The following is a 23,012-nucleotide window of genomic DNA, read 5'->3' on the forward strand; positions in this document are numbered from 1 at the left end:
TGTTGTCGCAACGCTCGATTGCCGGAACGATAGTGCCGCATCGTGAGGACGGATCGGCATGACCATCGCAACGGTAGGGGTCGTCGGGCTCGGCAATATGGGTCTGGGCATGGCCGCGACCCTGGCCCGCAAGGGCTTCACGGTCCTGGGCTACGACCTCAGCCCGGTCCGGCGCCCGGCCGCGGAGGCCGCCGGCGTGACGACACTCAACACCCTCAACGAGGTCCTGCAAGCGGCCGACGCCCTGGTCTTCTCGCTGCCGCTGGCGCGGGACGTGGAGGCGGTGGTCACCGCGGAGGGCGGCCTCCTGTCCCGGACCGACCGCAAGGTGGTCGTGGTCGACACCTCGACCTCGGATCCCGGCACCACTCGGCGCCTGGCCGAGCGCCTCGCCGCGGCCGGCCACGCGCTCCTCGACGCGCCGGTGAGCGGCGGCCCGTCCGGCGCCGCCGAGGGGACCCTGACCATGATGGTCGGCGGGGCGGAGGCGGATTACGCCCTGGCCCGGCCGGTCTTGGAGGCCATGTCGGCCCGCGCCCCCCATGTCGGGCCCTCGGGCGCCGGCAACATCGTCAAGCTCGTCAACAACCTGCTGGTGGCCGCCCATCTCGTGACCACCGGCGAGGCCCTGCGCCTGTCGGAGGCCGCGGGCCTCTCGGCCGACGAGGCGGTCAAGGTCGTCAACACCGCCACCGGCCGCAGCGCGATCAGCGAGGTCATGGTCCCGCGCTGGGTCCAGTCCGGCACCTTCGACAGCGGCTTCTCGGCCGGCCTGATGCGCAAGGACGTGCGCCTCGCCCTGGAACTCGCCGCCGAATGCGGGATCGACCTGCCGCTCTCCGCCGAGGTGAAGCGGATCTGGCAGGCCACGCAGGACGCCATCCCCGACACGGCCGACTTCACCCGCATGGCTGATTACCGCGATCCCAAGGGAGCCCACTGATGTCCGGCACGTCGCACTCGCCCGCCGCCGACCGGGTCGCCGCCCTCCTGACCGACTTCCTGCCGGGCGGCCGCATCGGCAGCGTCGTGGCCGGCGAGGTCCTCGCCGGGACCGGCGCCGCCCTCGACCTCGTCAACCCCGCGGACGGCGGCGTGCTCGCGACCTTCGCCGATGCCGGGCCGTCGGTGGTCGAGGCCGCCATGGCGGCGGCCCGCGACGCCCAGCGCGCGTGGTGGGGGATGAGCGCCGCCGCCCGCGGCCGGGCCCTGTGGGCGGTCGCCGCCCTGGTCCGGCAGCACGCCGGGGCGCTGGCCGAGTTGGAGACCCTCTCGGCCGGCAAGCCGATCCGCGACACGCGCGGCGAGGTCGCCAAGGTCGCCGAGATGTTCGAGTATTATGCCGGCTGGTGCGACAAGCTCCACGGCGACGTCATCCCGGTGCCGAGTTCGCACCTGAACTACACCCGCCACGAGCCCTTCGGCACCGTGGTGCAGATCACCCCCTGGAACGCGCCGATCTTCACCGCCGGCTGGCAGATCGCCCCGGCCCTCTGCGCCGGCAACGCCGTGGTGCTGAAGCCCTCCGAGCTGACACCGCTGACCTCGCTGGCGCTGGGCCTGCTCTGCGACCGCGCCGAGGGGATGCCCCGCGGCCTCGTCTCGGTGCTGGCCGGCGCCGGTCCGACCACGGGGGCCGCCGCGGTGGCCCATCCCGACACCCGCCTCGTCGTGTTCGTCGGCTCGGCCGAGGCCGGCGCGCAGATTGCCGCCGCGGCGGCCCGCGCCATCGTGCCGAGCGTGCTGGAGCTCGGCGGCAAGTCGGCCAACATCGTGTTCGCCGACGCCGACCTCGACCGGGCGCTGATCGGCGCGCAGGCCGCGATCTTCGGCGGCGCCGGCCAGAGCTGCGTGGCGGGCTCCCGCCTCCTCGTGCACCGTTCGATCCACGCGTCCTTCGTGGAGCGCCTGTCCCACGCCGCCGCGCGTATCCCGGTGGGGGCGCCGACCGACCCGGCGACGCAGATCGGGCCGATCAACAACCGGCGCCAGCGCGACAAGATCGCCGGCATGGTCGAGGCCGCGGCGAGCGCCGGCGCAACCATCGCGGCCGGCGGGGCCTGCCCCGCGTCCCTGCGGGACACGGGCGGCTTCTATTTCGGCCCGACCATCGTGGACGGCGTCGCGCCGGACGCGGCGATCGCCCGGGAGGAGGTGTTCGGCCCGGTCCTCACGGTCCTGCCGTTCGACGGCGAGGACGAGGCGGTGGCGCTGGCCAACGGCACGCCCTACGGCCTCGCGGGCGCGGTCTGGACCGGCGACGGCGGCCGCGGCCACCGGGTCGCGGCGGCTTTGCGGGCCGGAACGGTGTGGGTCAACGGCTACAAGACCATCAACGTGGCCTCGCCTTTCGGCGGCTTCGGCCGCTCGGGCTTCGGCCGCTCCTCGGGCCGCGAGGCGCTGATGGCCTACACGCAGACCAAGAGCGTCTGGGTCGAGACCGCGGCCCAGCCGGCGGTGACCTTCGGCTACGTGGGCTAGGCGCCGGGCGCGGGGGGCGACGGACGGGATCAACCGACACGACCGGCGGCCAAGTCCGGCAGGCAGGGCGATGGGCAGCCCCGGAGGGGCGGGGAGGATGACGATGGCGGGCGAACTGTTTGCGACGAACACGCGGCCGGACGCGCCGCCCGTTTCCGGCGGCGGGAAGCTGACGCTGTTCCTGCTCGCCCTGGTCATCGTCATCATCGCCGAGGCGATCGGCAACGTCAGCATCCCGGTGGGAGCCGGCAAGATCGTCCTGCTGCCGCTGCTCTGGGCCCTGCTCCTCGGCGGGGCCCTGGGGCTGATGAGCCCGCGCCTCCCGGCGCCCCTGCGGCTGACGGGCGCCCTGCAGAACGCGGCCGGGGCCTATCTCCAGCCGGCGCTGCTAATCTTCATCGCCAAGCTCGGCCTGCTGGTCGGGGGCTCGCTGCCGAAGATCCTGGCCTCGGGCTGGGCGCTCGCCTTCCAGGAATTCGGCCATTTCTTCGGGACGATGGTGTTCGGCCTGCCGGTGGCGCTCCTCCTCGGCATCAAGCGCGAGGCGATCGGCGCGACCTTCTCGGTCGGCCGCGAGCCGAGCCTCGCCATCATCGGCGAGCGCTACGGCATGGATTCTCCGGAGGGCCGCGGCGTGCTGGCGGAGTACCTGACCGGCACGGTGTTCGGCGCGGTGTTCATCGCCCTGCTGGCCGGGCTGATCGCCAGCCTGGGCGTCTTCAACCCGCTGGCCCTGGCGATGGGCGCCGGCGTCGGCTCCGGCAGCATGATGGCCGCCGCCTCGGGGGCGATCGCCGCTCAGCAGACCCCCGAGGTCGCCAAGGATGTCGCGACCTTCGCGGCGGCCAGCAACCTCGTCACCACGACGATCGGCACGTACTTCACCCTGTTCCTGTCGTTGCCCTTCACGATCTGGGCCTACGGCAAGCTGGAGCCGATCCTCGGCCGCAACCGGCCGGATGCCGCCCGCCCGGCGGCGGTCGACCCGCAGGCGGAGGCACCGGTCCATCAGGAGGTGCGGATCGGCCTCGCCGAGACCGTCCTGGCCTGGATCCTGATCGGTGCCTACGGGCTCATCGGCAACTGGCTGACCTACGGCGTCGTCCCGGACGCGAAGGTCGTCGGCGGGATGGCGATCATCATCGGCACCGTGCTGGCCGGCTGGATCGTCTACCTGCTCCTCGGCCGGCGCCTGCCGGCGGTCCTGTGGGTCTCGATCATCGGCATGGCCCTGACCTATCCCGGCACGCCCTACGCCGCCGAGATCGCCGCCCTGACCGGCAAGATCAACTTCCTGGCCCTGGCCACGCCGATCCTGACCTTCGCGGGCCTCTCCGTCGCCAAGGACGTGCCCGCCTTCCGCCGCCTCGGCTGGCGGATCGTGGTGGTCTCGTTCATGGCCAATGCCGGGACGTTCCTCGGTGCGGCCCTGATCGCGCAGTTCTTCATGCATCCGCCGCTGGGGTGAACCGCCGCGCCGTCCGGCGTAGAGTGAGGCAGGGGGAACGAGGCGCTCCGGCGGCCTCTGGCATGGGTGAGAGACCACATGGGGATCGAGGCAGAGACCGTGGAGCGGATGGTCGCGTGGCGGCGCGACCTGCACACCCATCCCGAACTGGCCTACCAGGAGGTCCGCACGGCGGATCTCGTCGCCCGGGAACTGGCCGCCTGCGGCCTGTCCGTGAAGACCGGGCTCGGGCGCACGGGCGTGGTCGGGACCCTGAGCCGGGGCGACGGCCCGACCATCGGCCTGCGGGCCGACATGGACGCCCTGCCGATCCAGGAGGCGACAGGCGTCGCCTACGCCTCCCGGACGCCCGGCGTGATGCATGCCTGCGGCCATGACGGCCACGTGGCGATGCTGCTCGGCGCGGCGCGGCATCTCGCGGCCCGCACCGACCTGACCGGGACGGTCCACTTCATCTTCCAGCCTGCGGAGGAGTGCGAGGGCGGCGGGCGCGCGATGGTCGAGGACGGCCTGTTCCGGCTGTTCCCCTGCGACTCCGTCTACGGGCTGCACAATTGGCCGGGCCTGCCCCTCGGGACCTTCGCGACCCGGGTCGGCGCCATCATGGCCTCCCTCGACACGTTCGAGATCGCGGTCACCGGATTCGGCACCCATGCGGCCATGCCGGAGCGCGGCACCGACACGCTCGTGGTCGTCTCCGAGATCGTCCTCGCCCTGCAGACCATCGTCAGCCGCCGCATCGCCCCCACGGAGCCGGTCGTGCTCAGCGTCACGCAGATCCATGGCGGCGACGCCTACAACGTCATTCCCGACCACGCCGTCATCCGCGGCACGGTCCGCTGCCTGGACGAGGCGGTGCGCAAGCGCGTCGCGGAACTCATCGAGGCCATCGCCGGCGGGACCGCCGGCACGCACGGCGCCCGCGCGGAGGTGGCGTACCGGTTCGGATACCCGGCCACGGTCAACACCGCCGATGCCGTCGGCACCGCCCTCGCGGCCGCCGGGACCGTCCCGGACATCACCGCGCGCCGTGGCGATGTCGGCCCCTCCATGGCGTCGGAGGATTTCGCCTACATGCTCGAAGCCTGCCCGGGCGCCTATGCCTGGATCGGCACCGACGGGACGCGGCCGAGCCTGCCGCTCCACAATCCGGGCTACGATTTCAACGACGAGGCCCTGCCGGTCGGCGCGGCCTACTGGGCTGCACTGGCCACACACAGCCTCGGGACCTGAGTCTGCGGGACGGAAGGCGCGGCCGCGGACATCGTCGGTCCGTCCGCGGCGCATGCTCCGGAATAACGCCCGCGCAGGCCGCGCGGGCGTATCTTGAGGGCGGGTGTCAGGCCGCCATCGGCGCGTAGCGCTTGTGACCCTTCACGTCGAAGCGGTCGAGCATCATGACCTTGTCCCAGGCCTTGACGAAGTCCGCCACGAAGCGCCGCTGGCCGTCGCTGCCCGCGTAGGCGTCGGCGATCGACCGGAGCTGTGCGTTCGACCCGAAGACGAGGTCGCTGCGGGTCGCCTCGAACTTCGTCTGGCCGCTCGCACGGTCCTTGAGCGCGAAGGTCATCCCGTCCGCATCCGCCTTCTCCCAGACCAGATCGACGTCGGTCAGGTTGCGGAAGAAGTCGGTCGTCAGCACCCCGATCCGATCGGTCAGGACGCCCCGGTTCGACCCGTCGTGGTTGGCGTTGAGCGCCCGCAGGCCGCCGGTCAGGACGGTCCATTCCGGGGCCGTCAGCGTCAGCAGGTTGGCCTTGTCGAGGAACATCTCCTCCGGCGAGACGCTGCGGGTCATCTGCCCGAAGCCGTCATCGACGTAGTTGCGGAACCCGTCCACCACCGGCTTCAGCCACTCAAACATCTCGAGGTCCGTGAGCGCCTGGGTCGTGTCCACCCGGCCCGGCGTGAACGGCACCGGCGTCTCGACTCCGGCATCGCGGGCCGCCTTCTCCACGGCGACGCAGCCGCCGAGCACGATCAGGTCCGCGAGGGAGATCTTCTTCCCGTCGCTGCGCCCGCCGTTGAAGGTCGACATCACGTTGCGCAGGGCCTCGATCACCGGCGCGGCCCGGCGGTTGACGGCCCAATCCTTCTGCGGGGCGAGGGCGAGTCGGCCGCCATTGGCACCGCCGCGCTTGTCGCTGTCCCGATAGGTCGAGGCCGCCGAGAAGGCCGTGAAGGCCAGATCGGACACCGACAGGCCGGTCCCGGCGATCGCCTGCTTCAGCACGGCGATCTCGGCCTCGCCGACGAGGTCGTAGTCGCGCTCCGGCAGCGGATCCTGCCACAGGAGCCCGTCCTCGATCACCACCTCCGGGCCGAGATAGCGGTGCTTCGGACCCATGTCGCGGTGCGTGAGCTTGTACCACGCCTTGGAGAAGGCCTGGGTGAAGGCGTCGAAGTCGTTGAGGAACTTCTCGCAGACCTTGCGGTACTCGGGATCGACCTTGAGGGCGATGTCCGACGTCATCATCATCAGCGGGTGCATCTGACCCGCGACATGGGCGTCCGGCGTCTTCGGCGCGTTGGGGTCCTTCGGCGTCCACTGGAGCGCCCCGGCCGGGCTCTTGGTCTGTTCCCACTCGAACTTGAAGAGGTTCTCCAGATAGGCGTTGTCCCACTTGGTCGGATCGGGCGTCCAGCTGCCCTCGATGCCGTTGGTCATCGTGTCCTTGCCGGAGCCGGACCCCTTCGGATTGTGCCAGCCGAGGCCCATCGCCTCCATCGGCGCCATCTCGGGGGGCGGACCGATCTCCTTGGCGGGGGTCATGCCGTGGCTCTTGCCGAAGGCGTGGCCGCCCGCGATCAGCGCCACGGTCTCCTCGTCGTTCATCGCCATGCGGGTGAAGGTCACCCGGATGTCGTTGGCCGACCCCTGCGGATCGCCGTTGGCGTAGGGTCCCTCGGGGTTCACGTAGATGAGCGCCTGGTGGGAGGCGGCGAGCGGGTTCTCCAGGTCGTAGTCGGCGTCGCCGTTCTTGCCGCGCCAGCGCTTGTCGCGGTTCACCATGTCGTCGAAGCTCGAGACCGAGCCCATCTCGACCACCTCGGGGCCCCAGTAGGTGGCGTTGTCCGCCTCCCAGGCGTCGAGCCGCCCGCCGCCGAACCCGTAGGTCGGCAGGCCCATGATCTCCAGGGCGCAATTGCCGGTCAGGACCATCAGGTCGGCCCAGGACAGGGCGTTGCCGTACTTGTGCTTGATCGGCTGCAGGAGGCGGCGCGACTTGTCGGTGTTGCCGTTGTCCCACCAGCTGGAGATCGGCGCGAAGCGCTGCATGCCGGTGCCGGCGCCGCCGCGCCCGTCGGCGATCCGGTAGGTGCCGGCCGAGTGCCAGGCCATACGGATCATCTGCGGGCCGTAATTGCCGTAGTCGGAGGGCCACCAGTCCACCGAGGAGGTCAGGAACTGCTTGATGTCGCGCTTGAGCGCCTCGAAGTCGATCTTGGCGAACTCAGCCGCGTAGTCGAAATCCGGCCCGAGGGGATCGGCCGCCAGTCCGTTCTGGTGGAGCACTTCCACCCGCAGGCGATGGGGATACCAGTTCTCCAGCGTCGGACGGTTGCCGTGGGCGCCGCCGATCCGGTCGCCGCCGAACGGACACTTGCCCGCCATCGGGAACGTCGTCGTGTCCGTCTTGTCGATCGTCTCGCTCATCAGTGGTCCCCTAGGCATTGAGCCGCCGGCCGCCCGAGGCTCGGGCATCGAAGGCGGCGGGGCGGTGCAGGCAGTTCGAACCGCCGGGGAATCCCCGTCGCGCTCGAGGCTGGTGACGAAATGAGGCAGTCGCTCCCGGGATCAAGTTCGGAGCAGCGAAGTCCTTCCAAGGACCGGGGCAGGCGGCCTCGCAATAGTGCCGATGACATTGCCGTGATCCGACACGCCGCCGCAGGCGCCGAGGGCGCGCGGGGATTCCACGTCGACACGGATACCCGCCCGGGGGTCGCTGATCCTCGCGAATCTGTGTCTCGGCGTCTCAGCGCACCACTTGGCGCACCCTCTGGCGTGAAGCCGCTCCTCGTCAGGGCGCCGGACGCGCGCTGGCTGCCGGGGCGGCCCCGCCGGAGCCCGTCTCGGAACCGGTCACGACCTTTCGGGCCGCGGCCTGGCTCTGGCTGGCGTAATCGGGCGGCGATGCCGCGCCCTGCCAGATCAGCAGACCGGCCCATGCGGCGATCATCAGCGCCACACTCACGGCGAGCACGACGAGAACCGGCCTGCCCCGCCGGCCCTGGCGGCTCTCTTGAGCCGTGCGACGTTCGATCATCCGCTCCTCGCTGAGCCCGCCTTCAGACATCCGGGCTCAAACCCGCGACGCTGCGCCTGGGTCCCGCCCTGCGACGCTGTGCACCGCCGCTGCCCTCGGCCCCATTGGCGGCGATGCGCGAGGATCATACAGTCATACACATGACCTTCACGCCCGCGCCGCAGCCCGATCTCCGTCTGCCGCTCTATCAGCGACTGCGCGACGCGATCGCCTTCCAGATCGCGCGCAACGTCTGGCGGTCGGGCGAACCGATTCCCACGGAGGCGGAACTCGCGGCGACCCATCGCGTCGCCATCGGCACCGTGCGCAAGGCGATCGATGTCCTGGTCGCCGACGGCTTGGTGGAGCGCCAGCAGGGCCGCGGCACCTTCGTCCGCCGGCCGCGCTTCGACCGATCCTTGTTCCGGTTCTTCCGGCATCTGGGGCCGGATGGGAGCCAGGCCGTGCCGGAAGGGCGGATCCTGCTGCGCGAGGCCCGGCCGGCGCCCGCGGCCGTGCGTGAAGCCCTCGGCCCCGACGCAGGCGGCGAGGCGATCCGCCTGATCCGGACGCGGCTCCTGCAGGGCCGACCGATCCTGTCCGAGGAGATCTGGCTGCCGGCCGCGCGCTTCGCACCGCTCCTCGAGGCTCCGCTGACGGAGATCGGCGATCTGCTCTACCCCGCCTACGAGCGCCTGTGCGGCGAGATCGTCGCCCGGGCGGAGGAGACCCTGACGGTCGGCATCGCCGATGCGACCGACGCCGAGCGCCTCGGGATCGCGGAGGGCGAGCCCGTCGTCGTGATCGCGCGCCTCGCCTTCGGCTTCGATGCCCGCCCGATCGAGTGGCGCGTGACGCGCGGCGCCGCCAGGGACTTCCGGTACCACATCGACATCCGGTGAAAGGCCGCCGCCTTGACGGGCCGTCGGGCCCATGCTCATTAAGTCATATAAATGACTAGTCCTCTTTAGAGGGCGGAGGAAAGCCCGTGTTCCGCTGGTACCGTGAGGTCGGTCCGGCCGAGCGTCGCACCTTCTGGGCCTGTCTGGGCGGGTGGTCGCTCGACGCCCTGGACGTGCAGATGTTCAGCCTCGCCATCCCCGCCCTGGTCGCGAGCTTCGGGCTCAGCCGCCCGGAGGCCGGCCTGATCGGCGCGGTCACGCTGGTCACGGCGGCGATCGGCGGCTGGCTCGGCGGCCTCATGGCGGATCGGATCGGCCGCGTCCGGGCCCTCCAGATCACGGTGCTGTGGTTCGCGGTCGCGACCTTCCTGGCGGCCTTCGCGCAGAGCTTCGGCCAGCTCTTGATCGTGAAGGCGCTGCAGGGGATCGGCTTCGGCGCCGAATGGGCGGCTGGCGCGGTCCTGATGGCGGATGCCATTCGGCCCGAGCATCGCGGCAAGGCGCTGGGCGCCGTCCAGGGCGGCTGGGCGCTCGGCTGGGGCGCGGCCGTGCTCCTGTCCACCGCGGCCTTCTCCGTCCTGGATCAGGAGACCGCCTGGCGGGCTCTGTTCGCCTGCGGCCTCGCGCCCGCGCTCCTCGTCCTCTACCTCCGCCGCTCGGTCCCGGAGCCGGTCCGACCGGCCGCCGGACCGATCCGGCCGGCCATCGGGCCGCTCCTGATCTTCTCGCCCGGCCTGCGCCGGATCACGGTGATCGGGACGCTGCTCGGGCTGGGGGCGCACGGGGGCTTCCACGCCCTGTTCACGTGGCTGCCCACGTATCTGAGCGTCGAGCGCGGCGCCTCTGTGGCGGGCACCGGGCTCTACCTCGCGATCATCATCGCGGCCTTCGGCCTGGGCTGCCTCGTGGCGGGCGGCCTCGTGGACCGGCTCGGTCGCCGGCGGACGGTGGCGTTGTTCGCCGCCGGCTGCATGGCCCTGGTCGTCCTCTACCTGCTGGTGCCGGTCGGCGGCACGGGGCTGCTCCTTCTCGGCGCCCCGCTCGGTTTCTGCACGGCCGGGATCCCCGCGAGTCTCGCCGCTCTGTTCAGCGAGCTCTTCCCGGACGGCCTGCGCGGGACCGGGATGGGCTTCTGCTACAATGCCGGCCGTCTCGCCTCCGGGGTGCTGCCCCTCGGCGTCGGCCTGCTCAGCGAGATCTGCGGCCTTGGGACGGCGATCGGCCTGTCGGCCATCGGCGCCTACGGGCTCGTCCTCCTCGCCGTCGCGCTCCTGCCGGATCGGCAGTCCGGCGGCGCGCTGCTCCCCCAGACCGTGAGATGATCCGATGAACCGGCGCCTGTTCTGCCGTACCCTGTTCGCGGGCGGCGTCGCGCTCGCATTCCCCGTCCGCGGCCGGGCGGCCGAGACGGGCCCCGACGCGCGCGACGGCGTGGCGGCGGTGGATACCCACGCCCACGTCTTCACCCGGACTCTCACCCTGGTCGGGGACCGGCGCTACGCCCCGGCCTACCACGCGAGCATCGCCGATTATCGCGCCATGCTGGACCGGAACGGCATGGCGCGCGGCGTGCTGATCCAGCCGAGCTTCCTCGGCACCGACAACAGCTACATGGTCTCGGCCCTGCGATCCGCCCCGGAGCGGCTGCGCGGCATCGCGGTGCTGGACCCCGCGGCGGAGACGGCCACCCTGCGCGATCTCGCCGACCAGGGCGTCGTCGGTCTGCGCCTCAACCTGATCGGCCGGCCGGACCCGGAGTTCGGCAGTCCGGTCTGGCGGGCCCACCTCGCCCGCGTGGCGGATCTCGGCTGGCAGATCGAGGTCCAGGCCGAGGCGCGGCGTCTCGCGCATCTGCTGCCGCCGCTGATCGAAGCGGGCGTCCCGGTGGTGGTCGATCATTTCGGCCGGATCGACCCCGCCCTCGGCATCGCCGATCCGGGCTTCGCCGACCTCCTCGGCTTCGGCCGCGGCGGCCGCGTCTGGGTCAAGCTCTCGGGCGCCTACCGCATCGGCAGCGGCGCGGCCGGCCGGCAGACGGCGCTGCAGGCGGCCGAGCGCCTGCGCGGTGCCTTCGGTGCGCGGCGCCTGCTCTGGGGCAGCGACTGGCCGCACACGCAGTTCGAGACCCAGGCCAGCCCCGCCGAGGCGCGGCGCGACCTCGACGCCTGGGTACCCGACCCGGCCGAGCGCCGGATCATCCTGGGCGAGACGCCCGCCGCCCTTTTCCGCTTCGACCACTGAGCCGCCCGGCGCGCGCCAGCCCGGATTTCAACGAGGACAGGACCATGGCAACACCGACCATGCCTCACGGGGCGGACGCGGCCGCCTTCGAGAGCCGAACGATGCGGAAGGTCGGCCTGCGCCTGATCCCCTTCCTTGTGCTCTGCTACTTCATCGCCTACGTCGACCGGGTGAATGTCGGATTCGCGGCGCTGACCATGAACCGCGACCTCGGCCTTTCCGCCGCGGCCTTCGGCCTGGGCGGCGGCCTGTTCTTCGTGGCCTACGTGCTGTTCGAGGTGCCGAGCAACCTCGCCATGGAGCGGGTCGGCGCCCGGATCTGGATCGCGCGGATCATGATCACCTGGGGGCTCGTCGGCATCGGTTCGGCCTTCGTCACCGGTCCGGCGAGCTTCGCCACCGCCCGCTTCCTGCTCGGCGCGGCCGAGGCCGGCTTCTTTCCCGGCGTGATCCTGTACCTGACCTACTGGTTCCCCAAGGCCTACCGGGCGCGGATCGTGGCGATGTTCATGGTCGCGATCCCGCTCTCCAGCTTCTTCGGCTCGCCGCTCTCGGCGGCGCTGCTCACCCTCGACGGGGCCGCGTCCCTGCGCGGCTGGCAGTGGCTGCTGATCATGGAGGCGATCCCGGCCGTCCTCCTCGGCATCGCCGCCCTGGCGCTGCTGCCGAGCCGGCCGGCCGAGGCGGCCTTCCTGAGCCCGGCGGAGCGCCGATGGCTGGCGGATCGGCTGGAGACCGAGCGCCGCGCCGCGGAGGCGGGTTCATCCCACCACGCCCACGGCCTCGCGGCGGTGTGGGCGGTGCTCGCCAGCCGTCAGGTCTGGCTCCTCGCCGTGATCTACGCGGGCAGCTCGGCCACCAGCAACACGCTGTCGCTGTGGATGCCGCAGATCCTCAAGGGGTTCGGCCTCAGCAACCTGGAGACCGGCCTTCTGAACATGATCCCCTTCGGCATCGCCTCGGTGTTCATGATCGTCTGGGGCCTGCGGGCGGACCGCAGCGGCGAGCGCATCTGGAGCACGGCCCTGCCGCTGGCACTGACCTCGCTGAGCTTCGCCCTGACCCTGCTGACGGGCTCCCTCTGGATCACCCTGGTCCTGCTCTCGCTGGTCCTGCTCGGCAATTACGCGATCAAGGGCCCGTTCTTCGCCCTGGCGACCGAGACGCTGCCGCCAGCCCAGACGGCCGCCGGCATCGCGGCGATCAACACGCTGGCGCATCTGGGGACCGGAGCGATCACCTCGCTGATCGGGGTGCTGCGCGAGCAGACCGGCAGCTTCCCCGTCGCCCTGCTGCCGCTCTGCGCCCTCACGGGCATCGGCTGTGCCCTGGTCTTCTGGATCGGCCGGCACCCGTCGCGGCCGCCGGCCGTCGGCCCGGCCCCGTCGGTGGCGGGGGGCTGAGGCTGCGGGGAACCGTCCGGCCGCCCGTCGATCCCGCGACCGGCCTCCTCGGCGATCCCGCGCCGCCATGCCATGATGGCGCGGGAGGATTCGACATGCACGACAGCGGCGACGATCACACGCACCCGCATGCGCACGACGAGGCCCACGAGCCGGGCGCCCCGGAGCGGTGGAAGCACGACGGCGTGCGGGTCATCCCGGGCGACCGGCTCGATGCCAACACCGCGCAGACGCCCGGCATGTTCCGGCAGGCGGCCGTCAACGCCGCCCGGGTCGGCGCCCAGAAGATCTGGGCCGGCACGGTGGCGATCCAGCCCGACGCCAAGACCGGCGTGCACCATCACGGCGAGCTGGAGAGCGTGATCTACGTGGTCTCCGGCCGGGCCCGGATGCGCTGGGGCGACAAGCTCGAATACGTGGCCGAGGCCGGCCCCGGCGACTTCATCTTCGTGCCGCCCTTCGTGCCGCACCAGGAGATCAACGCCTCGACCGACGAGCCCCTGCATTGCGTGCTGGTGCGCTCCGACAACGAGGCGGTGGTGGTCAACCTGCCCGATGTCGAGGCCGCCGAGACGCCCGAGACCGTCTACTGGGTCGATCCGATCCACAGGCATCCGTGAGCGACCGGCGCCCGCGGCGATAGGCCGGACGCCGCGCCCCGGCGGCCGCGTCGAGTGCGACAGCGGCCTCGCCCGGCCGGCCCACCGCGTCTTCCCGCCGGACGCCCCGCCGGCCTCAGACGGGCCCCGATCCGGGATGCGGGCCCATGCGGCGGCGGTCGTGTTCGATGGCGAAGACATGGGCGTAGAGGTTGGCGACCCAGCCCCGGCCCTCGACCGTGAGGTCGAGGAAGCGGATCGCATCCCCGATCACGGGCTCGATCTTGCCCCAGAAGAAGGACGGATAGCGCTCGGCAAGGTCGGCCGGGCTGTCGTAGCCGAGTTCCGCGTTGACGCCGATCTCGGCGAATTCGTGAAACAGCGCATTCAACTTGCGCGGATAAAGCGGGTCGCCGAGCTGCCCGATCAGGTCGGCCGCCCGCAACAGGCCCGCCTCGGTCCCGGTCTCGCGATGCGCGTCGTCTTCCGGCACCGGGAAGCGGGTCAGCTCGATCGCCCGGATGACCCGGCCCGCATCGACGAGATCGTGCGTGCCGAAGCGCTCCTGGACAGCGAGTTTCGAGCGCTCGACGTGATACGGCGCCAGCGCCGCATCGGAGGCCCCGCGGGGCAGGCACACGGTCCCGCCCCGCGCGTCGATGACGAAGGCCTGGGCCCGGTCGCCCGCGCAGACGCCGCGCACGTAACCGATGTCGTGGTAGAGGGCGGCCAGGATCATGTGCAGCCAGTCCTCCGGCGTGACACCCTCGTGCAGGAAGCGGCCGCGCAGGATGTCCTGGGCGACCAGGGTGACGAGGGCCGTATGATCGCCGTCATGGTAGAGGGCATCGCTCCCGACGATCCGCTCGATCGTCAGGCGCGCCGAGGCCTCGATGATCTCGGCATAGCGCGGCTCCCGGCTGCCGAAGGTCCGCTGGTAGGTGACGGCGAGGTGCTCGCCGAGGGCATCGGCGAGCATCTTGGTCGCGTCGAACATGGTCGGGCCTCGCCGTCAGCTGCGGCCGGCGGCGACGCGCCGGGCCGGGTCGGTGCAGATCACGTGGACCGCTCCCCGCGTTGCACCAGCCGTTCTTCGAGATAGGCCGCCGCATCCGCGTAGAGTTCGTAGCGGCGGAGCAGGACCGCGCGCTTCTCGGCCGGCGTCGCCGCATCGAGCTTGCCATGGGCCTTGTCGGCGCGGGCGCGCATCTTCCTGGCGAGCTTCTCGAACGCCGCGTCGATCCGGGCGCCGACCTTCTCGCCTTCGGCCCGCGCCGGATCCAGATCGTCCGGCGCCCGCCCCGGCGGGGGCTTCGTCGCTTCTCCAGCCATGACGCGTCTCCGGTCGCGGTGCTCCGTGGCCGAAGCGTATGACGGAACGATCACGGGTGCGATACCGGATCGTCCGCCCGCGGACCGATCGCTTCTCAGGCCTGTCACGGAAGGCTGCTCTAGCTCGGCCGTCCGACACGCAGGGGGACCCGCGATGAGGCTCGACGACAGTGCTGCCCTGGATGCCGCCCTGGAGGCGATCCGGCGCGACCTTGCCGACAGCTACGATGAGGAGGTGGAACTCGGGCTCGAGGAGGAGCGCCTCGATCGGCTCGCCGCCGACGGCGCACAGCCCGAGCGCCTGGACCGCAAGGTCTATTTCCGCGAACTGCTGCGCCTGCAGCACGAACTGGTCCGCCTCCAGGACTGGGTGCAGGATCGGAAGCTGCGTGTCGTCGTCCTCTTCGAGGGCCGCGATTCGGCCGGCAAGGGCGGCGTGATCAAGCGGATCACCCAGCGCCTCAACCCCCGCGTCTGCCGCGTGGCCGCCCTGCCGGCCCCGAGCGAGCGCGAGCGGACGCAATGGTACTTCCAGCGCTACGTCTCTCACCTGCCGGCCGGCGGGGAGATCGTGCTGTTCGACCGGTCCTGGTACAACCGCGCCGGGGTCGAGCGGGTGATGGGCTTCTGCACCGAGGCGGAGGTCGAGGAGTTCTTCCGCTCGGTGCCCGAGTTCGAGCGGATGCTGGTGCGCTCCGGCATCGTCCTCCTCAAATACTGGTTCTCGATCACCGACGCGGAACAGGAATTCCGCTTCCAGATGCGGATCCGCGATCCGCTCAAGCAGTGGAAGCTGTCGCCGATGGACGTCGAGTCGCGTCGGCGCTGGGAGGATTACACGCGGGCGAAGGAGGACATGCTGGCGCGCACCCACATCCCCGAGGCGCCCTGGCGGGTGGTCGAGGCGGTGGACAAGCGCCGGGCCCGCCTGAACTGCATCAGCCATCTGCTCGGCCAGATCCCGTACGGCAGCGTGGAGCACCCGCCGGTCCACCTGCCGGCCCGCCTGCGGCATGCGGATTACGTGCGCGGTCCGGTCCCCGCCGAGATGTACGTGCCGGACGCGTACTGAACGGGGCGCCGCGGCCCGGGGCGGGAGTCGTGATCCTGTCGTGCAGACGCCGCTATAGCGCCGCCATGGCGAAGCGCCCGATGACCCTCGACCTGTTCACGACCCTCGACATCGTCGATGACGACGTCTCGGCCGTCGTGGACGCGTATCTGGCCGATCCCACGCCCGGCTCTGTGGCGTTCGGGGACGGCTTCCGCATCGACCCTGCGGCGGCGGTGGCCTCGCATCCCTTCGCCCGGACGCTGATCGATCAGCCCTGGGCCGATACCGGACTGCGCCGGGCGGCGATCCGCGCCGCCATCCTGCTGGCGGAGCCCGAACGGGTCTGATCGAACCGGGCCGTTCGGCCCGTGACTGCCGCGCTCGGGATGTCGGGGCCCGTCGCACCGCCGGCGCGGTCGCGTCGCGGCGGCGCCCGGTCGGCCCGCTTGCGCGCGATCTGCGCCCGATCTGCGCCCGGGTCGGACCTCCTCCTAAAGCGGTATGCGCGCGGCCTTCCATCGGCGCGGCGACCCGGATCTATCCTGGGGCGATCACGGGGCGGATGGACGGCCCGCCGCCACGGTGAACGATTGGTTTACCCAATCGGCAAACTTGCACCGACCGCCCCGATCCGGATGCGATCGGCCGGCGTTCTACGGGCAGTTCCACCGGAGACGTGCTGCCATGCTGATCTTGAATCCGCTGACCGGACAAACCGTCGAGGTGCGTGTTCCCCGGCCGAAGCCGAAAGCCGCCTGAACGCGCGTCGCGTTCCGCTCCGCGGGCGGCCCCGGAGGCCTCCCGCGCTCCGCTCGCTTCCCCTGCACGTCCGCGGCATCGGCGGCGTGCCCCTCCAGACCCGCCTATGCCATGATGCCGACCGACCTCGACAGACCCGCCGAACTGACTCTCTGGCCGGGCTACGCGCCCGCCCGGGTCGCCGACTCGCGCAGCTTCCCGACGCTGCGGGCCGCCCTGGCCGCCGCGGTCGCGGCGATCGACGCCGAGGATGCCAGCCCGTGGATCATCACGGAGGACGGCGACATCCTCGCGCCGGGATGGATCCGGGCGAACTCCGCGGGGGCCCGTCCCCAATAGCCGGCCGTCAGCCCGCGATCCCGGGCGCCCTCCGGTAATCGCTCGGTGAGAGTCCGTAGCTCTCCTTGAAGCGTCGGCTGAAGTGGCTCTGGGTACTGAAGCCGCAGCTATAGGCCAGCTCGCCCACGGACAGGTGGCTGAAGCCGGGATCCGTGAGCCGCTGTGCGGCGCTCTCCAGACGCCGCCGCCAGATCCAGTCTGCGATGTTGCGGTCCTGCTCGCGGAACAGCGTCTGCAGGTGGCGCAGCGACACGCCGACCGCCGCCGCGAGCTGGGCGGGGTCGAGATTCACGTCGCCCAGATTGGCCTCGATGTGGGCCAAGGCGCGCTGAAAGATGAGGATCCCCTGGATGTTCCTCGGGGGCTCGTGGGCGAGGCGCTCCGCGATGCTGGCGACCACCAGGTCGACGCCGATCGAGGCCATGCGGTTCGCCATGTCCGGGGTCATCTGACCGGCGGTGCGGGCGAGCTCCTGGAAGAAGGTCGTGACCATCGACGTGCCGACTTGGTCGGCCCCGATCGTCAGGGCCGTGAAGCGGCGCGTCGAGCCGAGCGCCCGTTCCAGGCACGCGCGCGGCATCTCGATGAACAGCGTCTGCGTGTCGCCATCCGAACCCATGACGGCCGGTCGCCGATCCATCACGACGATGTCGCCGGGATTTTGGATCGCGGTGCGATCGTCCTGCGCGCTGAACACGCGGCCCTTCAGGGTGATCGCGACGTTCAGCGTCTCGTATTTGCCGTGCCGCCGGATCGTGTCCGGGGTCGCGACGGTCGTGACGGCACTCTGCGTCACCCGCGTGATGAGCAGAGGTCCGACCTCGGCGGCCTCCAGGGAGCCGGCGAATCCGTGAGCGGCGGTGGGCGTAAGTTCGACAGGCACAATGCGATCGAAGATCGTCTCACGCCAGAAGCGGAAACTGTCTTCTGGCGCGTAATCCGCCGTCGAGAACAAAGTCCTCATTGCAACTTCTTGTATTCGGGCGCCCGCGTGCGCGCTCAGGAAAACGGTAGCACGCTTCCAGGCAAGCGCAATGGGACGGACCAACCTATGAAGGTTTTCATCCCATTCAGGAGGCCGCCCCGTGTCCCCATCGACTCCGATGAGCCCCCAATCCAATATCGAGCTGGTTGCTGGGCTCGTCGTTGCCTACGTGTCGAATAACCGGGTCCCCGTCACCGAATTGCCGGCCCTGATCGCGCAGTGCCACAGCGCGATCAGCGCGCTGGCGTATCCCGGGAGCGGGCCGGTGACGGCGGCCCCGGATCTGCAGGTGCGGCTCGACAAGCCGAGCGCGGCGCAGGTCCGCGGCTCGGTCCAGCCCGACGGCATCATGAGCTTCATCGACGGGCGCGTCTACAAGACCCTCAAGCGCCATCTGACGGCGCATGGGCTGGACCCACAGAGCTATCGCGCCCGCTTCGGCCTGCCGGGCGACTATCCGATGGTCGCGCGGGAATATGCCGAACGCCGGGCCGCGCTGGCGCGTGCGATCGCCCAGGGCGTGCCCCGCGACCGGGCCGCCTGAGCCGGCGGATCCCGACGGGCTGAGGCCGACCCACCTCGGATTCCGACGAGGAGGTTCTCCTGACCGGGCAACGGGCCGTCTTCCCGGGGCCGATGACCCACCGGGAGACCGGCGTTTCCGAAAGGCCCGGCGTCCCGCGCTTCAGGCGGCCGCATGCCGGCCGTCCGGCAGCAGATCCCGGCTGGCCTGTTCGATACGCTTGAGCCAGTCCTCGGCCGACTCCGCCCGCACGATCGCGGCCTCGGCGCGCTCGTCGGCGTCCCGGACCCGCCCGTCGGCCAGCGCCTCGACCTCGCGGACGCGCAGTGCCGCCTGGGTCTGCACCTCCTGCAGATGCGCCCGCAGCGCCTCGATTTCCTGCCGGGCCGCCTGCAACTCCGCAGACAGGGTCTCGCAGGTGGCGGATCGCTGGCGCAGGCGCTGATCCTGCTCCTGGGCCGCGATGCTCGCGGCCGACAGCGTGTCCAGAACCTGGCTCCAGTCCGCATCCGGCCGCGACGGTGGCTCGGACGGTGGCTCGGACGGCGTCTCGGGACCCGCTCCGGAGGCCGCCACCGGGAGCGGCCCGGCGACCGCCGGATTGCCGTCGGCGGTCGACGGGGCCGGCTCCGCGCGCGCGATGCGTGCGTCGAGCTCTGCCCAGAAGGCCGCGTTCATCGCCGCCGCGATCCGGCCGGGCCCGCGCGGGTCACGAGGCCGCCCGGGTGGCGGAGGCCCGGGTCCGGGCGTCCTGTGGGCCCGCCTGCGTCACGAACTCCGCGTCGATCGTCTCGGCGATGCGTTGGAGCATGAGTTCCGCCGCTGCAGCCCGCTCTTCGGCGGCCGCGGCCCGGTCCTCGGCGGCCTGGATCAGTTTGATCGCCTGCGCATGGACCTCGTGGGTCTCCCGCTCGGCCGCCTGCACCTGGGCGCGGGCCGCATCCATGTCGGCCCGCACCTGCCGCAGGAGATCCTGGACGTGCGTCTCCTGCTCCTGCGCCCGGTCTTCGACGTCCCGGATGTACCGGGCCGCGCCCTGCACCCGCTCCAGCAGGTCTGGCCACCGCTCCACCGGCGACGGGTTCGGGTTCCGGCCCTGCGCGGTGGCGCGCTCGTCCGCGGCGAGAAGGACCAGGTTGCCGGTCCGGATCCGGGTCGTCGGCTCGCGGATGTCGCACGCGGCGGCTTCGATCGGGGTCAGCGTCTCGGCCTTGGGGTGCTTCGTCTGTTCCATCACGCGTCCTGCCGGCAGGGTGCAGCGCAAGCCTCCGATGAGGCATCGGTGTCCGTCCCACACCGATGGAAAATGGTTAACAACTCCTTAACACTCGCGCTAGGGTTGCGTTCGAGCGGCCATGATCGCCTGTCGCTGCACGCCGGACCGCCGGATCGGGCTGTCGGCTCAGGGGTAGCGGACGGGCTGCGGATCCTCCGGCAGGGGGATGAATTCGGCGTCGTTCGGCACCGTGTCGAACCGGCCCTGGCGCCAATCCTCCTTGGCCTGCGCGATCCGCTCGGGGCGGGAGGAGACGAAGTTCCACCACAAGTGGCGTGGACCATCCATCGGCTCGCCGCCCAGCACCATGAACCGGGCCCCCTCCAGGGCGCGCACGCTGATGCGGTCGCCGGGCCGGAACACCAGCAGCTGGCCGGGCCCGAAGCCGTCGCCGGCGATCTCGATGGCGCCCGCCACCGTGTAGATCGCCCGCTCGTCGTAGGTCGGATCGAGGGGCAGGACGGCCCCGGCCTCGAGCGCCACGTCGGCGTAGACCATCGGGCTCGAGGTGCGCACCGGCGAACGTGCGCCGAAGGCCTCGCCCGCGATCAGCCGGACGGTCTTGCCTTCGCCGGTGAGGACCGGCAGCGCGGCGGCGTCGTAATGCTCGAAGGCGGGGGCGTTCTCCTCGTCCCGGTCGGTGAGGGCGACCCAGCTCTGGATGCCGAACAGCCGGGAGCCAGTCTGCCGCAGCGTCGGGGCCGTGCGCTCCGAATGGGTGATTCCGCGGCCTGCGGTCATCCAGTTCAGCTCGCCCGGCCGGATCGGCAACTCCGTGCCGAGGCTGTCGCGGTGCATGATCTCGCCGTCGAACAGGTAGGTGACGGTGGAGAGGCCGATATGCGGATGCGGCCGCACGTCCATGCCCTGCCCGAGCAGGAACTCGGAGGGGCCCATCTGATCGAAGAAGATGAAGGGGCCGACCATCCGGCACTCGGTGGAGGGCAGCGCCCGCCGCACCGCGAAGGAGCCGAGATCGCGCGAGCGGGGCACGATCAGGGTCCGGATCGCGTCGCAGCTGAAATGGTCGCCCGGGATCGGATCCTCGGCACTGTGCCAGCTCATCGCCTTGCTCCTTCGCGCGGGGGAGGGAGGAGCGCCATCGGCTGCTGCGCGGCGCCCCGGATGGCGGAGCCGACATCGTTCGGGATCGGCCCGCCATCCGCAGGCATCCTGGACCGGGACCGCACGAGTTGAAACAGAAACGATCGAAACGCATCGTTTCCGATTTCCGCCCTCAGGGTCCCGGCCGCGCGCCGCGGGCTACCAGACCGTCGGCTTCGGGTTGCGCTCGTCAAAGCCCTTCTGGTGCCAGTACGGATAGATCGGCGTCTCGTGGCTCGCCGCGTCGAGGCGGGCGACCTGCTCGGCGGTCAGGGTCCAGCCGAGGGCGCCGAGATTCTGCTTCAGCTGTTCCTCGGTGCGGGCGCCGACCACGATGTTGCACACGGTCGGCCGGGTCAGCAGCCAGTTGAGCGCCACCTGCGCCACCGTCTTGCCGGTCTCGGCCGCCACGGCGTCGAGGGCGTCGACCACGCCGAACAGGTATTCGTCGGAGACAGGCGGCCCACCCTCGGCGCCACCGGCGGCGATGCGGCCGCTCTGGTTGGCCTGTCCGCGGCGAATCTTGCCGGTGAGGCGGCCCCAGCCGAGCGGGCTCCAGACCATCAGGCCGACACCCTGGTCGATCCCGAGGGGCATCAACTCCCACTCGTAGTGCCGGCCGATCAGCGAATAGTAGCCCTGGTAGGCGACGTAGCGGGCGAGGCCGTGGCGCTCCGAGGTCGCGAGCGCCTTCATGAGCTGCCAGCCGGAAAAATTCGAGGCGCCGATGTAGCCGATCTTGCCCGCGCGGGTGAGGTCGTCCAGCGCCCGCAGGGTCTCGTCCACGGGGGTGAGCGCATCGAACCCGTGCATGAAGTAGACGTCGATATGGTCGGTGCCGAGCCGCTTCAGGCTGGCCTCGCAGGCGCGGACCAGATGGTAGCGCGAGGAGCCCACCTGGTTCAGGTCGTCGTTGAACCGGAAGGTCGCCTTGGTGGAGATCAGCGCCCGGTCGCGCTTGCCCTTGAGGGCCTGACCCAGGATCTCCTCGGAGGCGCCGCCCGAGTAGATGTCGGCCGTGTCGAAGAAGTTGACCCCGGAATCGAGGCAGAGATCGACCATGCGGGTCGCCTCCGCGACGTCCGTCTGGCCCCAGCGCTGGAAGAATTCGTTCGTGCCGCCGAAGGTGCCGGTGCCGAAGCTGAGCACCGGCACGGTAAGGCCGGAGCGTCCGAACTGCCTGTAGTCCATCGGATCCTCATCGCGATCGCGGGCGCCGCATGTCGGCGCGCCTGCCGGTCTAACGCGGTCGCCGCCCCGGCTTTCCCGGCGGCGGGCATGCCACGACGAGGGCCGTGCGCGTCAGCGCCGCGACTCGACGACCGGCGCCCCCTCGCAGCGCTGGCCGGCGGCCGCGCCGGTGCGCCGGTCGGGCGGCAGGGCGTTCGGGGATCCGGCCTTCTCGGGCAGGATCGCGACATTCGCCGTCATCCCCGCCGCCAGCACGATCGGGCACGGCACGTCGTCGAGGTCGATCCGGATCGGCACCCTTTGCGCCAGCCGGACCCAGGTGAAGATCGGGTTGACCGTCGGTAGCCCCTGAACGCCCGGGGCGGCGTCGGCGACGCTGATGCCGCGGCCGAGGCCGGTCACCCGGCCCCGGATCGGACGGTCCGGCCACGCCATCAGCGACACCCGCGCGGCGTCACCCTCGCCGATGCGCGGCAACTGGGTCTCCTCGAAGTAGCCTTCGATCCAGAAGCTGTCGCCGTTGACCAGCGTCAGCGCCGGCTGCCCCGTGGCGGCGAACCCGCCCTCCTGCAGCAGCAGGTTGGTGACCCAGCCGTTCACGGTGGCCCGCAGGGTCGTGCGCTCCAGGTTGAGCCGCGCCTGCGCCAGCGCGCCCTCCGCCTGGACCACGTTGGCCTGGGCGGCCTGCGCCTGGCCGCTGGTCGTCTGCTTCTGCTGCGGGGTGGTGGCGAGATCGTCGAGTTCGGCGGTGCGCTGCGCGATCCCCGCGAGGTAGCCGGCCTGTGCCCGGGCGCTGGCGAGGGCGCCCTCCGCCTGGGTCACGGCGTTCCTGAACGTGCCGGGATCGATCGTGAACAGCACGTCGCCCTTGCGGACGAACTGGTTGTCCCGGACGCGGACCGCCACCACCGTCCCGGAGACCTCGGGAGCCACCTGCACGGTGTAGACGCGCACGCGCCCGTCCCGGGTCCAGGGCGTGTAGGCGTAGTAGAGGAAGGCGAGGTAGGCGAGGCCCACGGCCGCCGCCAGCGCCAGCAGGGTGGCGGCGACGTTGTAGGCGGGCGGCGGCTGCCAGTCGCGCAGGGACGGTCGCGGGGTCGTGGCCATG

General features: G+C 71.3%; 23 protein-coding genes. 13 read left to right on the top strand and 10 right to left on the bottom strand.

Annotation, left to right across the window (positions count from 1 at the left end; translation table 11 throughout):
* Positions 1-58 precede the first annotated feature (58 nt).
* The 4 genes from MCBMB27_RS20880 (at position 59) to MCBMB27_RS20895 (ending at position 5,182) form a co-directional block, all read left to right on the top strand.
* The gene (locus MCBMB27_RS20880) at positions 59-943 is read left to right on the top strand and encodes an NAD(P)-dependent oxidoreductase (protein WP_075381200.1); all 885 of its coding nucleotides are present in this window, start codon (positions 59-61) and stop codon (positions 941-943) included.
* A complete protein-coding gene (locus MCBMB27_RS20885; protein ID WP_043389098.1) occupies positions 943-2,481 on the top strand; it encodes an aldehyde dehydrogenase family protein in 1,539 nt (512 codons plus the stop codon). Before MCBMB27_RS20880 ends, MCBMB27_RS20885 begins: the two co-directional genes overlap by 1 nt.
* 103 nt (positions 2,482-2,584) lie before the next feature.
* Complete coding sequence (locus tag MCBMB27_RS20890) at positions 2,585-3,949, top strand: DUF3100 domain-containing protein (RefSeq protein WP_236952765.1); 1,365 nt, start codon at positions 2,585-2,587, stop codon at positions 3,947-3,949.
* Positions 3,950-4,027: 78 nt separating this feature from the next.
* Positions 4,028-5,182 (top strand): M20 aminoacylase family protein, encoded by a 1,155-nt coding sequence (locus tag MCBMB27_RS20895; RefSeq protein ID WP_053609646.1) that lies wholly within the window; start codon positions 4,028-4,030, stop codon positions 5,180-5,182.
* Between the two features lie 106 nt (positions 5,183-5,288).
* Here the strand turns inward: MCBMB27_RS20895 and katG are convergent, their stop codons facing one another.
* On the bottom strand, positions 5,289-7,607 hold the full coding sequence (gene katG, locus MCBMB27_RS20900) for a catalase/peroxidase HPI (RefSeq protein WP_075381201.1): 2,319 nt from the start codon (positions 7,605-7,607) through the stop codon (positions 5,289-5,291).
* A gap of 364 nt (positions 7,608-7,971) precedes the next feature.
* Positions 7,972-8,217, bottom strand: a complete 246-nt coding sequence (locus MCBMB27_RS20905) for a hypothetical protein (RefSeq protein WP_075381202.1) — start codon at positions 8,215-8,217, stop codon at positions 7,972-7,974.
* A gap of 140 nt (positions 8,218-8,357) precedes the next feature.
* Between MCBMB27_RS20905 and MCBMB27_RS20910 the strand changes: the two genes are divergently transcribed.
* The 5 genes from MCBMB27_RS20910 (at position 8,358) to MCBMB27_RS20930 (ending at position 13,362) form a co-directional block, all read left to right on the top strand.
* Complete coding sequence (locus MCBMB27_RS20910; protein WP_043389087.1) at positions 8,358-9,098, top strand: GntR family transcriptional regulator; 741 nt, start codon at positions 8,358-8,360, stop codon at positions 9,096-9,098.
* Between the two features lie 86 nt (positions 9,099-9,184).
* A complete protein-coding gene (locus MCBMB27_RS20915) occupies positions 9,185-10,420 on the top strand; it encodes an MFS transporter (protein ID WP_075381203.1) in 1,236 nt (411 codons plus the stop codon).
* A 4-nt stretch (positions 10,421-10,424) separates the two neighbouring features.
* A complete protein-coding gene (locus MCBMB27_RS20920) occupies positions 10,425-11,339 on the top strand; it encodes an amidohydrolase family protein (protein WP_075381204.1) in 915 nt (304 codons plus the stop codon).
* Between the two features lie 44 nt (positions 11,340-11,383).
* A complete protein-coding gene (locus MCBMB27_RS20925; protein WP_083683655.1) occupies positions 11,384-12,742 on the top strand; it encodes an MFS transporter in 1,359 nt (452 codons plus the stop codon).
* A 95-nt stretch (positions 12,743-12,837) separates the two neighbouring features.
* Positions 12,838-13,362 carry a cupin domain-containing protein gene (locus MCBMB27_RS20930; RefSeq protein WP_043389080.1) on the top strand — a complete coding sequence of 175 codons (525 nt, stop codon included), beginning with the start codon at positions 12,838-12,840 and terminating at the stop codon, positions 13,360-13,362.
* A gap of 115 nt (positions 13,363-13,477) precedes the next feature.
* On the opposite strand, the gene MCBMB27_RS20935 is transcribed toward MCBMB27_RS20930, so the two are convergent.
* Both MCBMB27_RS20935 and MCBMB27_RS20940 read right to left on the bottom strand, forming a co-directional pair.
* Complete coding sequence (locus MCBMB27_RS20935) at positions 13,478-14,338, bottom strand: hypothetical protein (protein ID WP_043357896.1); 861 nt, start codon at positions 14,336-14,338, stop codon at positions 13,478-13,480.
* 59 nt (positions 14,339-14,397) lie between these two features.
* On the bottom strand, positions 14,398-14,673 hold the full coding sequence (locus MCBMB27_RS20940; RefSeq protein ID WP_043357894.1) for a hypothetical protein: 276 nt from the start codon (positions 14,671-14,673) through the stop codon (positions 14,398-14,400).
* 154 nt (positions 14,674-14,827) lie between these two features.
* Between MCBMB27_RS20940 and ppk2 the strand changes: the two genes are divergently transcribed.
* From ppk2 to MCBMB27_RS20955, 3 genes are all read left to right on the top strand, one after another.
* Positions 14,828-15,745: a polyphosphate kinase 2 gene (ppk2, locus tag MCBMB27_RS20945; protein WP_043357892.1), complete on the top strand. Its 918-nt coding sequence runs from the start codon at positions 14,828-14,830 to the stop codon at positions 15,743-15,745.
* Positions 15,746-15,825: 80 nt separating this feature from the next.
* Positions 15,826-16,074 carry a hypothetical protein gene (locus MCBMB27_RS20950; RefSeq protein WP_139231578.1) on the top strand — a complete coding sequence of 83 codons (249 nt, stop codon included), beginning with the start codon at positions 15,826-15,828 and terminating at the stop codon, positions 16,072-16,074.
* 523 nt (positions 16,075-16,597) lie between these two features.
* The gene (locus MCBMB27_RS20955; protein ID WP_043357889.1) at positions 16,598-16,825 is read left to right on the top strand and encodes a hypothetical protein; all 228 of its coding nucleotides are present in this window, start codon (positions 16,598-16,600) and stop codon (positions 16,823-16,825) included.
* A gap of 7 nt (positions 16,826-16,832) precedes the next feature.
* Here MCBMB27_RS20955 and MCBMB27_RS20960 read toward each other — a convergent pair whose 3' ends face one another.
* Complete coding sequence (locus tag MCBMB27_RS20960) at positions 16,833-17,789, bottom strand: helix-turn-helix domain-containing protein (protein ID WP_043357887.1); 957 nt, start codon at positions 17,787-17,789, stop codon at positions 16,833-16,835.
* Positions 17,790-17,910: 121 nt separating this feature from the next.
* On the opposite strand from MCBMB27_RS20960, the gene MCBMB27_RS20965 reads away from it, so the two are divergent.
* Positions 17,911-18,354, top strand: a complete 444-nt coding sequence (locus MCBMB27_RS20965) for a Ros/MucR family transcriptional regulator (RefSeq protein ID WP_374701394.1) — start codon at positions 17,911-17,913, stop codon at positions 18,352-18,354.
* Positions 18,355-18,495: 141 nt separating this feature from the next.
* Here the strand turns inward: MCBMB27_RS20965 and MCBMB27_RS20970 are convergent, their stop codons facing one another.
* The 5 genes from MCBMB27_RS20970 to MCBMB27_RS20990 form a co-directional block, all read right to left on the bottom strand.
* Positions 18,496-19,011, bottom strand: a complete 516-nt coding sequence (locus MCBMB27_RS20970; protein WP_075381206.1) for a hypothetical protein — start codon at positions 19,009-19,011, stop codon at positions 18,496-18,498.
* 31 nt (positions 19,012-19,042) lie between these two features.
* On the bottom strand, positions 19,043-19,567 hold the full coding sequence (locus tag MCBMB27_RS20975; protein WP_051045126.1) for a hypothetical protein: 525 nt from the start codon (positions 19,565-19,567) through the stop codon (positions 19,043-19,045).
* A 168-nt stretch (positions 19,568-19,735) separates the two neighbouring features.
* On the bottom strand, positions 19,736-20,674 hold the full coding sequence (locus tag MCBMB27_RS20980; protein ID WP_043389064.1) for a pirin family protein: 939 nt from the start codon (positions 20,672-20,674) through the stop codon (positions 19,736-19,738).
* A 198-nt stretch (positions 20,675-20,872) separates the two neighbouring features.
* A complete protein-coding gene (locus MCBMB27_RS20985) occupies positions 20,873-21,904 on the bottom strand; it encodes an aldo/keto reductase (protein ID WP_043357881.1) in 1,032 nt (343 codons plus the stop codon).
* 111 nt (positions 21,905-22,015) lie between these two features.
* Positions 22,016-23,011, bottom strand: coding sequence for an HlyD family secretion protein (locus MCBMB27_RS20990; RefSeq protein ID WP_075381207.1), 996 nt, complete (start codon positions 23,009-23,011; stop codon positions 22,016-22,018).
* Between the last annotated feature and the right edge of the window lies 1 nt (position 23,012).

Source organism: Methylobacterium phyllosphaerae (assembly GCF_001936175.1).
Taxonomy (GTDB): domain Bacteria; phylum Pseudomonadota; class Alphaproteobacteria; order Rhizobiales; family Beijerinckiaceae; genus Methylobacterium; species Methylobacterium fujisawaense.